Raw genomic sequence first — 14,118 nt, 5'->3', positions numbered from 1 at the left:
TTATGGGGAACATGAAGATCGTACTCACTGATGCAGGTAAAAGGTTTAACCGCGACTGGATATTCCGCCGCGCAACCTGCGCTTTCGAGCAGGGAAAATCCTATGCCATTACCGGACCAAACGGAAGCGGGAAGAGCACATTGCTTCAGGTGATCGCAGGCAGTATGAATCCGAGCGAGGGCAAAGTGGATTACAGCAGAGACGGCAACATTATTTCATCCGAACAGGTTTTCCGTGAGCTTGCCATTGCAGCTCCTTATCTTGAGATCATCGAGGAAATGACAGCCCGGGAGTTCCTTACATTCCACTCCTCTTTCAAACCCTTTATAAACGGGCTTTCTGTAGATCAGGCTTTGGATATTGTAAACTTATCAGGCGCGGCCGACAAGCAGATCCGTTATTACAGCAGCGGGATGAAACAGAGAGTAAAACTTGCGCAGGCCATTTTCCCCGATCTGCCTATTGTACTGCTCGACGAACCCTGCACCAACCTCGATGTTTCGGGATATGAATTGTATTATGACCTGCTCCATACTTACTGCAAAGACAAACTGGTAATTGTCTGTAGTAATGACCCGCAGGAATATCGTTTCTGTAGTGAAGTATTATCTATATCAGACTATAAATAAAGATTAATCTTTTTTCCATTCGAAATAGAAGGTACTTCCCTCGTCCTTTACGGAATCAACCCAGAGTTTACCGCCCTGTTCCTCTACCAGTACTTTTAAAAGATTCAGACCAATACCTGTGCTACTGTCGTTTGCAGAAGTATTTTCTGTTGTGGCAAACAGCATGAATATCCGTTCTTTATCTGATTCGGCAATTCCCTGACCATTGTCTTTTACGTAAAACTCAACCCAGGGTCCTTTATCTTTTGCGCCGATTTCAATGATTCCTTCAGGCTTATTGTTGTATTTGATAGCATTACTTACCAGGTTCTGCAATACCTGCTGCAGTTTGATGCGTGACGTATGAATTACCGGAAGATGTTCGCTGATTACAACCGTAATGTTTTTGGGCGGCAACAATATTTCCACCACCTGTTGCGCCAGTTCGTAGGTGTTTACTTCTTCAACCGTTTGCTGCGATGCACTGAGACGTGAATATTCCAGCAGGGAAACGATCATATCAGATAAGTGGCCCGAGGCCTGGGAAAGCATATTGATATCGTCTTTCAATTCTGCATTGTTCTGCACCAGTTCATTGGTGCGCAGCAGATCCAGCACCATGATCATGGAAGATAAAGGCGATTTAAGATCATGTGAAACGATGGATACAAACTTCTCCAGTTGCTTGTTGATGAGATTCAGTTCAGCCAAAGTGTTTTTAAGATCGCGCTGGTTACGGTACAACTGTTCAAACACATTCACTTTTGCTCTTACGATATTGATGTCGAGCGGTTTCTGCAGGTAATCTACAGCACCTTCTTCAAATCCTTTCAGCACATATTCTTCGTGCTGACTCAATGCTGTAACAAAAATGATAGAGATATCTTTTGTTTTGGGATTGGATTTCAGGATCCTTGCCACTTCAAAGCCATCCATTTCCGGCATCTGCACATCGAGCAGGATCAGGCCGATATCTTCGTTTTTGATTACCTGTTTCAGCGCTTCATTACCAGACCCGGCCTTGATAAAACTGCGTCCTTCTGCAATCAGCAGCTCTTCCAGTGAGATCAGGTTCTCGGGCCGGTCATCAACCAACAGTATTTTGAATTCGTTCTTCTTGGTGGCTCTCATATACAGGGGAAATTATTCTTTTTTGCGGAATAGTTTTACTTGGTCGGATACTGTTTCCATTTTTTCTCTTTTTCCTGAGAACAATAATGTTTCTTTCATACCTAATGCAAGGAAGCCGGATGGGGCAAGGCTTGCATATAAAAGATCCACTACCTTGTTCTGCAGGTACCTGTCGAAATAGATCATTACATTCCTGCAGAAGATCAGCTGGAACTCGTTGAATGAACGGTCTGTGACAAGATTATGCGGCATGAATATCACCCGGTTGCGCAGCTCCTGTTTGAATAATGCATGATCGTACATGGCAGTGTAATAATCAGCAAACTCCTCTTTTCCCCCGGCCTGGTAATAATTCGCAGTATTGGTTTTCATGCCTGTCAGGCGAATCATTCCGGACCTTGCTTTATCCAGGTTAATCGGGTTGATATCCGTTGCATACAAGCGTGCGCGCTGGAGCAACCCGGCTTCCTGCAACAGGATAGACATGGAAAACACTTCCTCTCCTGTTGAGCAACCTGCGTGCCAGATATTAATGGCAGGACAGTCAGCCAATGCCGGCAGCACCTTATCACGAACAGCCCGGAAAAAAGACGGATCCCGGAACATTTCAGTTACATTCACAGTAAGAGTGTCCAGCAACTGCTGAAAAACAGCCGGTTCTCTCATCAGCAATAACTGCAATTCCTTTACTGACAAAATATCATTTTCAGACATGAACTTATGCGTCCGTCGTATGAGTGACGGGTGCGCATATTGTGAGAAATCATACCCGTATTGTCTGTCCAACTGCTCAAGCAAAGCAGCCAGTTCTTCAGCGGTTATTTCCGTCCTGTTATCCATTGCTGCTTCTGGTTTTTATTTTGTTAACCATACACGCATCAATGAATACAGCTTCTGCATATCTACCGGCTTCGTGATGTAATCCGATGCGCCTGCTGCAATGCACTTTTCGCGGTCGCCCGCCATTGCTTTTGCTGTCAGTGCGATAATAGGAATATCGATCAATTTCATTTCATTCCTGATCTTCTGCATCGCTTCATAACCGTCCATCTCCGGCATCATGATATCCATCAGCACTAAATCTATTCCGGAATAGCGTTTCAGCTGCTCAATCGCTTCCTTGCCATCACTTGCGGCCACCACTTCCATTCCGTTTGCCTGGAGTGCGGCACTTATGGCAAATACATTCCGCATATCATCATCTACCAGCAGTATCTTTTTATTCTCAAGGCTGGTATCATTTACCATTTCCGGATATATTGTTTCCGGCTGCCTCACTACTTCCTTCATTTTATAAAGGAAGAGCTCCAGTTCTTCTGTAAGGCGTTTAGCGCCGGTGGAACTTCGCAGCATGGCGTCGGACCGCATCTTTTTCAGCTCCTGTTCTTCCTCACCGCTGATCCCTTCGTCGAGATAAAGCACCAGCGGTATCTTTGCAGACTGTATCTCACTGCAGACTGCTTCCAGCTGCTGCTTATCCGTATCCACACCAACAGGTATAATGATACAGTCGTAAACATTTTCTTTGGCTTTTTTCGCCTGGGACAAAGCCGCAACCTGCTCTACTTCTATTTCATATTTCTTCTCCCTGAATAACCGCGTGAGTTCCGTATCGCTGAACTGGCTGTCTGTAATAAGCAGCATTTTTTTGCTGCCCGATCTGAGATGCGCTTCAATCACTGTAAACACTTTATCCAGTTCTTCCGTATCAACCGGCTTTTTAAGGTATGCCAGCACATCAGCGTGTTTCAGCCTGTTATCATCGAACGCTGATATGATGTGTACGGGTATATTTTTCAGCTTTTCATCAGCCTTGAATTTTTTAAGCAATGTCCAGCCATCCATTACGGGCAATTGCATATCAAGAATGATCGCGGCCGGAATATATTGCTGGGCATAGAGCAGTCCTTCATCGCCCTGCATGGCCACTATTGCTTTATAGCCTTTGTGCCGGGTGAAATCCTTGATGATGGTTGCAAAATTCACATCGTCTTCTATAATGAGTATCGGCCTGTCGCCTTCTTCCAGATTATCCCGGTCGTCTTCCACCTGCTGCTGGAGCGTTACTTTAGAAGCATCGAGTTCCGGAACAGCTGTTGGTGACAAAGCCAGGGATTTGCTCTTTTCTGTTTTAGCATTACTGATGCGGTAAGGTAAAAGGATCGTAAATGTACTGCCCTTGCCTTCTGTGCTGAATACATCGATGCTTCCGTTCAGTAATCTTACCAGCTCTTTGCTGATGGACAAGCCAAGACCCGTACCACCGTATTTGCGGCTGGTAGAACCATCTGCCTGCTGGAACGCATCGAAGATCAGTTGTTGTTTTTCCTGTGATATACCAATTCCCGTATCTGAAACACTGATGCTCAGTACCGGTTCATTGAACTGATTTTTATTGGACATCGATAATGTTACCGTTCCGTTCTTTTGTGTGAATTTGAACGCATTGGCCAGCAGGTTTTTGATCACCTGTTCAACACGCTGCTTATCGGTATTGATGAGTTCGGGTACATCTGCTGCGATCTCCGTTTTAAATTCAATACCTTTTTCGGCTGCTACCACGCTGAACAACTGCCTGATATCCGCCTGGATCTCTGTGATCCGTACCGGTTGTATGTCAAGCTCCACTTTACCGGCTTCGATCTTGGAAAGATCAAGGATATCGTTGATCAGGTCCAGCAGGTCTTTTCCTGATTTACGGATGATCTTTGCATACTCGATCTGTTTTTCTGTAAGATTACCGGTAGTATTGTCAGCCAGCAGTTTAGCGAGGATCAGTACACTGTTCAACGGCGTTCTGAGCTCGTGCGACATATTCGCAAGGAACTCCGATTTATACAGGCTGGCCGATTCAAGTTCTTTTGCCTTAATGGCCAGTGCACTCCTGGCGCTTTCTATGGTCTCGTTACGTTCTTTAAGATCAAGGTTGATCTGTTTTAATTCAGCTTCCTGTGTTTTCAATTCTTCTTCCGAAGCCTGGAGTTCCTCTGTCTGGCGGCTCAGCTCATCATTGATCTGACGAAGCTCTTCCTGCTGATCCTGCAGTTCTTCGAGCAGGATATCGATTCTTTCGCGAGACTGGTAGGAGTTGATGGCAACTGAAAGAATATCGGTAATACTGTTCAGCAGGGCCAGCTGAATGCTGCTGAATGATTCAAAGCAACCCAGCTCTATCAATCCTTTCAGCTTTCCGTTCATCCAGAGCGGTATGCAGATGATCTCACCGTTACCTGTTACCTGCCCCAGCATCGATTCCACTTTCCAGTAATCGGGCGGGATATGTTTGATCAGTACCGGTGTTTTGCTTAGTGCGGCATTTCCAACAATACCATCGCCGATCCGGTATTCTTTTGAAGCCGAAGAAGAAACCGATACTGATGCTACCGTGAACAACTTCTGTTCTTTTTCATCGTAAAAATAAATGACTCCCGCAGGCAATTCGAGGTATTGCACCAATGCATCGATGATCTTGCCCGCCAGTTCTCTTGTGGAATCCACGAGCTGCATCCGGTTGTTCACATAGCTCATTCCTTCCAGCACCCAGTTTTTTTCCTGCGCGCTTTTATTGATCTTCTCCATTTCGGCCAGGCTCTCCTTGAGCTTAAGTCCCGATTTATACCGGCTTTTTAATGTCTGCAGTACAGAATTGATCAGCAGCAATACCACCACCATCAATATGCCTATTCCTGTAAAAAGGATGGTCCTTGTTTCTACGTGATGTTTCCTGGCGCTTCTTTCCCTTGCGTGCAACTGTCGTTCTTCTGTTATGCGTGCCGTATCGAACTGGTTAATGGCATTCTTCAGCATTTGCTCTTCTGTATTCACTACACGGGCAAAGGCTGCTTTGTCCATTTCAGGTGTGATCCGGCCTTCTTTCTGCCAGTAATGAAATATTTCGGCAAAAATCTCATCCAGTTTTTGAATGTGATTGGTCTGCGCAGCATCATCTATCACAAGTTGCTTTAAACTTGAAACACTCATGGGAATGGCAACAGCACCTTTCTGAAACTGATCCAGGTAAGACTCATTGCCTGTTACCCAATACGAACGGCGTGCTGAGCGGACCCGCATCAGTTCAAAACGCAGCTGCCGTATAGAGGTGATCACCTGGTTACTGGACCTTACCAGTTCGGCTTCTTCTTCCTGTTTTTCAAGGGCATTCACAGAAACAAAGCCTACAATAAGAACGAGCAGCACTGCAATAACCAGTCCTGCGTAGAGTTTAAAAGGTAATGATCTGATCATAGGATAAAGTCAGGGTATAATGATCCTTTTGAGAAAGTTAATGATTAACTGTCGTCCGGCGTAAAGATAATTCAATAAATGTGGTTCTGTATGCGCCGCGCCTGCTGGTTATATTGTATTTCCGGCATAAACAAAGCGCCACCTGGTTGGGTGGCGCTTTGTTTTATCGGTAAGGTTTTGCAGTTAAAATGCAGGATCAGGAGGTGTATTGGTATTGCTGTCGCGCTCCCTGAAAGGATAAGGCAGCAGGTTACGCTTACGCTCGCCTGTAGGGCGGCCGAACCTGCGCATATCTTCCAGTTTCATACCCGACAGGTAAAGTTCGATACACCTGTTGCGGTAGATCTGGGTAAGCAGATCAGCAATGGTAGCAGGAGCCACAACAGGCAGATCGGCACCGATACCGAGCGCATCTGCAGCTGCTTTTTTGGTTACCACTTTATTCAGCTCGATATTACCGTTAATCAGGTCTGGTGTTGCCTGGCGCGCATAACACTCAGCTTTGATCAGTGTCATTTCGCCCGGATAGTAGATCGGGATGGGCGCAAGTGCTGCATTCCAGAACCCGTTCAATCTGAAACGCGGGTTAATGGTAGGATTGATCAGCGTATAGAAAGGAATGCGTTTATCAGCCAGATCAGGCGCAATAGCCGGAGGCAGACCCAGTGTTGAATCTACAGGCTGGTAAACGTTATTGGTAGATGTTACCGAGTTGAATACAGGATTCGGATTGGCCGCATCGAAGTTCATGGTCGATTTTTTGGTAAGATCCACTGCGTTGGCCGCTGCCATGGCTGCACTATAATTACCCGCAAAAAGCGAATAACGGGCTTTGAGTGCGTTCAGTGTATTCAGGATATCAACACCAGCCGGGATATCGGTAAGAAAGGTTGAACTGATCGCATTGGCACTGATCGCAGCCAGGGCTTTGTCTATTGCTGCTACCGCACGGTTAAAACCAATCATGCGGTCTGAGAAAGTGGTGTTGGTGACACCGATTGTATCCGGCACTTTTTCCCAGTAAGAAGCCATACAACCCATGGAAAGCGCCTTGTAGATAGTGGCATAACCGATCAGGCCGCTTGCATAATTCTTATCTGTGAGCAGGCCTGCCGCGTTGATCACGTTGTTGGCATCGTAAATGACTTTACTGGCGGAAGCCCATACGTTACCAAGCAGCGCATTGGTACCATCTACTGCGGTGCCGCCTGCTGAAAACTGTGCTTCGGAACCATTTCCCACGTTCAGCAGGATTGTTTCATTGGTAAGCAGGCCGGTTGCATCGTACATACCGTAAGCCACATTGGCCACATAAGTACGCTGTAAGCCGACAGCCACACCAGCCAGACCTTTTGCCGAACTGAATACCTGTCCTGAAGTGGCGGCATTCGGGTTATCAAAATTTTTCTTGCAGCCGGTGGCCTGTATCAGCAGGACCGCCATCGCCGTATATGTCAGGTTTTTGATTGTCTTTTTCATACAAAGTTGTTTAATGGATTAAAATTTAGCCTGGATACCGAATGAGAATGTTTTAGGGATCGGCACCGCACCGAAATCAATTCCGCGCAGGATGGTGCTTTGTCCGCCGGCATTCACTTCCGGATCGTATCCATTATAGTTATCCCAGCTGATCAGGTTCCTGGCACTGAAGCTTACGCTCAGATCATTCATCCATTTCATCTTTCCGAAATGGTATGTGAGTGCCAGTTCGCGCAGCTTGGTATAAGAACCATCTGATACGCGCCATTCTTCAACTGTTGCATAAATGTTGTTGATATAACCGCGTGGCAGTTGTCCGCGCTGTTCCATTTCAGCAACCTTGCCATTACCAACACCCTGGCGGGTACGGAAATCGGCATTGAATACATTCACACCTCTTACCGCATCGATCTGAACACGCAGGCTCAGTTTTTTGTAAGAGAGTTCATTTACGAGGCTGGCTGTATAATCAGGATTAGGATTACCGATCACTTTACGTACAGTACCGCCTGTAGGCATTCCTGTTCCATCGCGGCCCGGAGTATAAGAGAGCACATTGTTCTGTGTACCCTTTTCAGGCATCAGGAAACCGGCAGGATTCACCAGCAGGTTACCACTTGCATCTCTCGCGAAAGGTGTTCCGTAAAAGATACCGATCGGCTGGCCCTCGATGATGGCAACAGGTGCACCCGCATTGGTGCTCAGGAGCGTAAGCGCCTGGCCGATGCTTACCGCTTTGTTACGGTTATGGTTGAAGATCCCTGTGATTTCCCATTTCAGGTCTTTGCTGGCAACAGGAGAACCGGTGAGCACTACTTCATAGCCTTTGTTCTCCAGAGAACCGAAATTATCGAGCAGGCTGGAGAAGCCTGTGCTCGGCGCAATGAAGCGATTGATCAGCAGGTCTTTTACTTTCTTGTTGTAAATGTTCACGGTAAGACCAAGGCGGTTATTCAGGAACGACATGTCGAAACCAAGCTCTGTTTCCTGCTGGCGCTCCGGCTTCACATTCTCGTTAGCCAGTGTACTGCTTGAATTCAATGCAGTTCGGCCTACATAAGAAGATGAGCTGTAGGTATTGAACCTTGAGTAAGCGCCGATACCGGTAAGGTTACCGCTCTCACCATAAGCCAGCCTGATCTTGAAGAGATCCCACCATTTTGAAACGCCTGATTTAGCCCAGAAATCTGTTCCGGACAATACATAGCTACCACTGGCTTTATAGTAGGTCTGGTTACGCTGATCCTTTCCGAACACAGAAGAACCATCCACCCTTACGGCACCTGTCAGGAAAAACTGGTTGCGGAATTTGAAATTTTGCTGCACATAGGCACCTGAAACGGAGATCTCGCTTCTTTCATCAACACCGCCAAGGATCGTACTTGCACCGTTAACCGTGTGTACAAAAGGGGCCAGACCGCGTCCCTGCAGCAGAGCATAGTTGTTCTTTTCATACTGCTGTGAGAACCCTACCTGCGTAACCGAGTTGATATCACTGGTGATATCGGTATTGAATGTAGCGTTCAGGTCGTGGTTGATGGCAAAAAAGTTATTCGAAGCCGTACTTGCATAACCGTTCTGCGTAGGATCGAGTGTAGAACCGCCGCCATAGAACGCAGTATTTACGTTATAGGTGAACGGAGGAATGTACGTAGTTCCGTTCTGTGCATAGTTATCGATACCCATGGTGTAATCGATCGAGAGTTTGCGCCATGGTTTCAGTTTCAGACCCATGTTTGCAATCACACGGTTGGTGGTTTGTTTCTGTTTGATGTCTTCAATAACAGAAACAGGATTTACACGCCCCCGTTCTCCAACAGCCAGCAGGTTACCCAATGCATCGCGCTGCCAGATATTATGGAAGTTACCGATAATGGTAACCGAGTTCATCGGCGAGAAGAAAGAGTTACCGTCCGGCTTCTCGTTTGCACTGCTGTTCACATAGTTCAGACCGATATTGAAAGAGGCCCATTTGTTCAGCACCTGGTCGATATTACTGCGGAAACTGAAGCGCTGGAAATCGGTATTCCTGATAATACCCTGATTAAAGAAATAAGAACCTGAAACATAATACTTCGTTTTCTCGGTACCGCCGCTGATCGAAATATTATTGTCGGTACCGCTGGCGTTACGGAAGATATAATCCTGGTAATCGTAGCGGGTAACATTGGTCGTATTCGTCAGTGTTGGTGTGAGGATATCCTGGGTCTGCGCACCGGGACCGTCTGTTGGTCCGCCGAATTTGGTGGGCGACTGGTTCACGTCGAGTTTTTTACGCAGGCTGCTGTTGGTGTAGCTGCTGGAAAAGCTGATCACCGGCACACCGCTTTTACCTTTTTTAGTGAAGATCTGAACCACCCCGGCATTTGCGCGGCTACCGTAGATCGCCGCAGCTGCTGCGCCGTTGAGGACTTCTATCCTGTCGATATCGTTCGGGTTGATATCCACCATCCGGCTCTGCCCGATGTTTCCGATAAAGTTGTTACCATCATAGTTACCCGAAGTATTGGTAACGCGGTTGGTAGCATTGTTAACGATCACACCGTCGATGATGTACAAAGGTTCGGAAGAAGAAGAGATAGAACTGATACCGCGTAATCTTACAGAAAGACCACCGGCAGGATCGCCCGAGTTCTGTGAGATCTGGGCACCGGCAGTTTTACCCTGCAATGCCGCAAGTACATTACCTGTTGCACCCTGTGTAAGGTCGTCCGCTTTTACCGAAGCGATATAGCTACCCAGTTGCCTGCGCGTTGTTCCCGCAGAAGTACCTGTAACGATCACTTCATCCAGTTTTGAAAAATCTTCAGTGAGGGTGGCATTCACAGTATAACTGTTTGTGCCTGCTGTTATTTTCAATGTAAGTTCCTGGCTTTTATAGCCGCCGCTTGAAAAAACAAGCGTATAGTCTCCGGGTTTCAGGGCGGCGGTAAACCCGTATATACCATTGTTATCCGTAGCCGCTCCGGAAGTTGTTCCTTTTACCGTAACAGAAGCTGCTTCTACGCCCGTATCATTTTTTCCTGTCACTTTACCGCTAATGCGCACCTGCGCGAAAGCGCCGGCAGCAAGCAGATTCACCGTCAGTACAAGCAATAGCATCACCCATCTGCGGTGCAGTTGTAGCATTTTCATCGTTGTCAGATTTAGTTTAAAAATTATCAGTGCTCATTAACATAGACAAGGGATTTGTTTTTTACGATGCCTCTGTTAATTTCTTTGTATTCAATCCTGTTTTGTTAACAAATCACCTGCATGCACAACCGTTCAGGCAATACGATGCCGGGAGTCATCCGGTGAACTGTTTTACTTTTCTTGCTCTGTAAAAAATGATGATGCCATTTCAATCCTGCACTCAGGAATATACCAGTGATGCTTAACTGCAATCGTCACAGCTGCTACACGTAAAAAGCAATTCCGGCATATAAGTATTCCTTGGGGAACCTTTGTTTTGGTAGTAGGCATTTTCTCGATGGCTTCCCTAAAATTAACTCATAAGTCCGCTAAAAACCAAATAAAAATTGCATATTCATGCACCAATTTGCGCATTTAAGCCAAAATCTCTTTTATGAATCGTAACATAGCTGCATTATACGGGATGGCTGGCAAGCCTTCAAGACTGATCATAGGATTAATGAGCGGCACTTCGGTAGACGGTCTCGATATAGCACTCTGCCGTATCAGTGGTAACGGCATGAACACACAGATCAGGCTGGAAGCATTTCAGACCATGAGTTACGAACCGGGCTTCAAGGAACAGATCAAATCCATTTTTTCGAGAAGGGATGCAGACCTCGAAAAAGTATGCGTACTGAACGCATGGGTTGGACTGGAACATGCACGGCTCATCAATGAATGTCTTCAGCGCTGGAAAGTTTCCGCTGCTGATGTAGACCTGGTTGCCAGTCATGGACAGACCATTTATCACGCACCTAAATTTCTTCACCCTGAAGATATGTTTGGCAATGCAACACTGCAGATCGGTGATGGCGATCATATTGCCGTGGCAACCGGCATCATTACAATCAGCGATTTCAGACAGAAACATATTGCTGCAGGCGGTGAAGGTGCGCCGCTGGCTGTTTATGGCGATTATCTCATCTTCAGCAGCAATGCAGAAAACCGCATCATGCTGAATATCGGCGGCATTGCCAACTTCACTTACCTGCCATCCAGCCGTAATGCATCGGAAGTATTCAGTACCGATGTGGGAACCGGGAATACGCTGATGGACGCATACATACAACAACATTTCCATGGCAAATATTTTGACGAGAACGCAGCTGTTGCCGGTGCAGGAAACATACATGCCGGGTTACTGCACGAACTGAAACAACATATTTTCTTCAGCAACGGCTTCCCGAAAACCATCGGACCCGAACTTTTCAATCTCGCCTATTTGTCAGACGCCTTATCAAGGGCGGGCTTAACCGGTCTTTCTCATGAAGATGTGATGGCAACCCTGAACCGTTTTTCTGCGGATATGATCGTAGACGCCATTCAGCGTACACTTCCATCCCGGCAGGAGTTTGTGGTTTATACCAGTGGCGGCGGCATGCACAACCCCTTGCTTATGGCGCATATAAAGGAACAATTGCCGGGAATCGTATTCCGCACAACGGATGAACTGGCCATTAACCCTGATGCCAAAGAAGCTGTACTCTTTGCAATCCTCGCCAATGAAACCATTTGCGGCGGGCAGGAACATCCGGGTGCAAACAGGAATGGTATTCCTTCCGTTACAATGGGCAAGATCAGCTTTCCGTGGTAAAAGAGCTGTTTATTTAATAAGAACGATCGTACCTGCAATGATCAGCGCAGCACCGATGGCAACCCTGAGCGTGAGTGCTTCTTTCAGGAAGATCACAGATAAAAGGATAGTAAGGGCAACGCTCAGTTTATCGACCGGAGCTACCTGCGACACTTTACCAACCTGTAACGCTTTAAAATAAAAAATCCAGGAGAGACCCGTTGCCACTCCCGATATGCCCAGGAAGATAAGATTATGCCGGGAAAGGGTGGCAAGGCCTTTTGTTTCTCCGCGTGCCAGCACAATTCCCCATGCTATTACTATAATGACCACAGTCCGGAGCGCTGTGGCCAGGTTACTGTTTACGTTTTCAATACCAATTTTAGCAAAAATGGCCGTGAGTGCAGCAAACAGGGCCGAGAGCAAAGCGTATATCCACCACATAAGCAAGGTTTTACATGCAGGAAAACAAGAAGCAGGTTTTACTACTTAAATTTAGCCAGAATAACTAAATTCAGGCTTCGGAAAAAAGACATTCTTACCGCCATATGAAAAAATTATTCCTGCTCATACTGCTGCTCTCTTTTTCAGGGTGGCTTATCGCACAAAAAACATCGCTCTTCAACGGTAAAACCCTCGAAGGCTGGACCATCCACGGTACCGAAAAATGGTATGTGGCCAACGGCGAACTGGTTTGCGAAAGCGGTCCGGATAAACAGTATGGCTATCTTTCCACCAATAAGCATTTTAAAAATTTCGAACTCAGTCTTTCTTTCCTGCAGGAAGCAGATGGCAACAGCGGTGTGTTCTTCCGGTCCTCTATCGAGGGTGTGAAGATCAGCGGCTGGCAGGTGGAAGTAGCCCCGCCGAACAGGTTTACAGGCGGTATCTATGAGTCTTACGGACGAGGCTGGCTGGTGAAACCCAAAGCCGACGACGAAAAATGGCTGAAGATGGGTGAATGGAATAACCTGAAGATCCGTGTTGAAAACGATCATGTAACCACCTGGCTGAACGGTCATGAAATGGTCAGTTTTAAGGACGATAAAATCGCTGCCGGAAAAGGATTTATCGCTCTCCAGATCCATGATGGCGGCGGGATTAAGGTAAGATGGCGCGATATACAGATCGAAGAACTGAAATAATTTTTCAGCCCCCAGTGAAAAAAATTTGGCGGATCCGTTAAACCCACGTTACCTTTAATCATCTGATGATATGATGTTTTGAATGGATAATGCCGTAAAAAAATATTCTCTCAGCGATGAAGTAGCATCGAAACTGCAGCAGCAGATCGCCGCAGGCCGTTATAAGCCCGGTGATAAACTGCCTACGGAACCCGAGTTGATGCAGCAATTCAAAGTAGGGCGTTCCAGCATTCGTGAAGCCGTTCGCATCCTTGCCAATTCAGGGATTCTCCGCGTGCAGCAGGGCCTGGGTACTTTTGTAGAGCTGCAGCATGGCAATTGTATCCCCTGGTATATGCGCCTGCAGGACGCAAAAGGTGCCGAACTGAATGAAGTACGGCAACTGCTTGAACTGAAGATTGCTGAAAAAGCCGCAGAGCACAGAACACAGAAAGACATCAGGCTGCTGACACAGTTACTGAAAAAAAGATATGATGCCGCGCTCGAAGGTGATATAGAAGCCTGTATAGAAGCGGATATCCAGTTCCATATCGCGATTGCCGATGCAGCCCAGAATGGCATCCTTGCCGACCTGTATAAAACAATTGCAGCACAGATAAAGAAATCCTTCCAGGAAGTATACACGAGCACCGCTGTATTCATCAAAATGCACGACGCCCATGCCGATCTCCTGAAAAGCATTGTTGATAAAGACCCCGCGAGAGCATGGCATTGCGTTGCGAGAATTACGGGGCAGCAAACAAAGAAATAACAGGCAAGA

At 46.7% G+C, this 14,118-nt stretch carries 10 protein-coding genes; 4 read left to right on the top strand and 6 right to left on the bottom strand.

Going from position 1 to position 14,118, the window contains the following annotated elements; all coding sequences use genetic code 11:
* Positions 1 to 11 precede the first annotated feature (11 nt).
* Positions 12 to 629, top strand: coding sequence for an ABC transporter ATP-binding protein (locus B5D42_RS01680; protein WP_078829969.1), 618 nt, complete (start codon positions 12 to 14; stop codon positions 627 to 629).
* A 3-nt stretch (positions 630 to 632) separates the two neighbouring features.
* Here the strand turns inward: B5D42_RS01680 and B5D42_RS01675 are convergent, their stop codons facing one another.
* The 5 genes from B5D42_RS01675 to B5D42_RS01655 all read right to left on the bottom strand — a co-directional run bounded on the left by B5D42_RS01675 (position 633) and on the right by B5D42_RS01655 (position 10,598).
* Positions 633 to 1,739 carry a sensor histidine kinase gene (locus B5D42_RS01675; protein WP_078829681.1) on the bottom strand — a complete coding sequence of 369 codons (1,107 nt, stop codon included), beginning with the start codon at positions 1,737 to 1,739 and terminating at the stop codon, positions 633 to 635.
* A gap of 12 nt (positions 1,740 to 1,751) precedes the next feature.
* A complete protein-coding gene (locus B5D42_RS01670) occupies positions 1,752 to 2,579 on the bottom strand; it encodes a CheR family methyltransferase (protein WP_078829680.1) in 828 nt (275 codons plus the stop codon).
* Positions 2,580 to 2,594: 15 nt separating this feature from the next.
* Positions 2,595 to 5,984, bottom strand: coding sequence for a response regulator (locus B5D42_RS01665; protein ID WP_078829679.1), 3,390 nt, complete (start codon positions 5,982 to 5,984; stop codon positions 2,595 to 2,597).
* 183 nt (positions 5,985 to 6,167) lie between these two features.
* Positions 6,168 to 7,463, bottom strand: a complete 1,296-nt coding sequence (locus B5D42_RS01660; protein WP_078829678.1) for a RagB/SusD family nutrient uptake outer membrane protein — start codon at positions 7,461 to 7,463, stop codon at positions 6,168 to 6,170.
* Between the two features lie 18 nt (positions 7,464 to 7,481).
* Positions 7,482 to 10,598 (bottom strand): SusC/RagA family TonB-linked outer membrane protein, encoded by a 3,117-nt coding sequence (locus B5D42_RS01655; RefSeq protein ID WP_217698757.1) that lies wholly within the window; start codon positions 10,596 to 10,598, stop codon positions 7,482 to 7,484.
* Positions 10,599 to 11,031: 433 nt separating this feature from the next.
* Between B5D42_RS01655 and B5D42_RS01650 the strand changes: the two genes are divergently transcribed.
* A complete protein-coding gene (locus tag B5D42_RS01650) occupies positions 11,032 to 12,234 on the top strand; it encodes an anhydro-N-acetylmuramic acid kinase (RefSeq protein ID WP_078829677.1) in 1,203 nt (400 codons plus the stop codon).
* 9 nt (positions 12,235 to 12,243) lie between these two features.
* On the opposite strand, the gene B5D42_RS01645 is transcribed toward B5D42_RS01650, so the two are convergent.
* On the bottom strand, positions 12,244 to 12,657 hold the full coding sequence (locus B5D42_RS01645) for an EamA family transporter (protein WP_078829676.1): 414 nt from the start codon (positions 12,655 to 12,657) through the stop codon (positions 12,244 to 12,246).
* A gap of 104 nt (positions 12,658 to 12,761) precedes the next feature.
* On the opposite strand from B5D42_RS01645, the gene B5D42_RS01640 reads away from it, so the two are divergent.
* The gene (locus tag B5D42_RS01640) at positions 12,762 to 13,358 is read left to right on the top strand and encodes a 3-keto-disaccharide hydrolase (protein ID WP_078829675.1); all 597 of its coding nucleotides are present in this window, start codon (positions 12,762 to 12,764) and stop codon (positions 13,356 to 13,358) included.
* 82 nt (positions 13,359 to 13,440) lie between these two features.
* Positions 13,441 to 14,109: a FadR/GntR family transcriptional regulator gene (locus B5D42_RS01635; RefSeq protein ID WP_078829674.1), complete on the top strand. Its 669-nt coding sequence runs from the start codon at positions 13,441 to 13,443 to the stop codon at positions 14,107 to 14,109.
* Positions 14,110 to 14,118 lie beyond the last annotated feature (9 nt).

Origin of the sequence: Sediminibacterium ginsengisoli (genome assembly GCF_900167075.1) — a bacterium.
In the GTDB taxonomy this organism is placed as follows: Bacteria; Bacteroidota; Bacteroidia; order Chitinophagales; family Chitinophagaceae; genus Sediminibacterium; species Sediminibacterium ginsengisoli.
Note: the sequence above shows the minus strand (reverse complement) of the source record. Positions and strands in the feature narration are given on the sequence as shown.